The sequence below is a fragment of the Streptomyces boluensis genome, assembly GCF_009908195.1.
GTDB lineage: Bacteria > Actinomycetota > Actinomycetes > Streptomycetales > Streptomycetaceae > Streptomyces > Streptomyces boluensis.
Window position 1 is genome coordinate 1 of record NZ_JAAAHS010000755.1, and the last position, 929, is coordinate 929.

At 72.3% G+C, this 929-nt stretch carries 2 protein-coding genes; one reads left to right on the forward strand and one right to left on the reverse strand.

Annotated features, from left to right (window positions below; all coding sequences use genetic code 11):
- A partial coding sequence (locus GUY60_RS37935) for a beta-galactosidase (RefSeq protein ID WP_187370242.1) occupies positions 1-394 on the reverse strand: 394 nt, incomplete at its 3' end.
- 155 nt (positions 395-549) lie between these two features.
- On the opposite strand from GUY60_RS37935, the gene GUY60_RS37940 reads away from it, so the two are divergent.
- On the forward strand, positions 550-929 hold a 380-nt coding region (locus GUY60_RS37940), incomplete at its 3' end, for an AraC family ligand binding domain-containing protein (protein WP_187370243.1).

The window sequence follows — 929 nt, forward strand, 5'->3', positions numbered from 1 at the left end:
CCCCGAACCAGCGCTCCACCGGCGCCATGAACTCCGGGTCCCTGGTGCGCACCCGGGCGCCCAGCGGCCCCGTCACCCAGTGCGGCAGGCCCCCGTTCTCCCACTCCCCGCAGGCGTACGGGCCCGGCCGCACGATCGCCCACAGGCCCGCCTCGGCCACCGCGTCCAGGAACCGGCCCACCGCCGCCACATCGCGCGGCTCACCGGGACGCGGCTCGTGCAGGTTCCAAGGGACGTACGTCTCCACGCAGTTGAGGCCCATCGCCCGCAGCATCGCGAGCCGGTGCCCCCACTGCGCCTCGTGCACCCGGAAGTAGTGCAGCGCACCGGAGAGCAGCCGCACCGGCCGGCCGTCCAGCTCGAAGTCCTCGTCCCCCACGACAAACTCGCCCACCGGCGGTCCCGCCTCTCCCTCACACACAGTCACGCACAAGTGGGGCCCACCCTCACCCCTGGCGGGCAGCCGGTCCATGGACAAAGATCAAGCCTGATTGGACGCAAGGCGTCCGCATCGAAGGCACAGCCGCCGGGCGAAAGGGGCAACACGGCATGTATCACACGTGGATGCGGTACTTCACGCCCAGTCCCGCCCACCACCGGCTCGGCCTCGTCTGCCTCGGCGTCGGACTCCAGCACGGCACCCTGCCCACCGTCGGGCCCCGCACCCTCGACCACCACGTCGCCATCGTCATCAGCGCGGGCACCGGCTGGTACCAGGGCCCCGACGGCCGCCGCGTACCCGTCACCGCGCCCGCCCTGCTCTGGATCATCCCCGGCGTACCGCACCACTACGGCGCCGACCCCGACCACGGCTGGGACGAGTCCTTCGTCGACTTCACAGGCCCCGCCACCACCACGTACACCGAACTCGGCTTCATCGAACCCGAACGCCCCGTCATCCCCCTCTCCGACGCCGCCGCCCCCCGCGC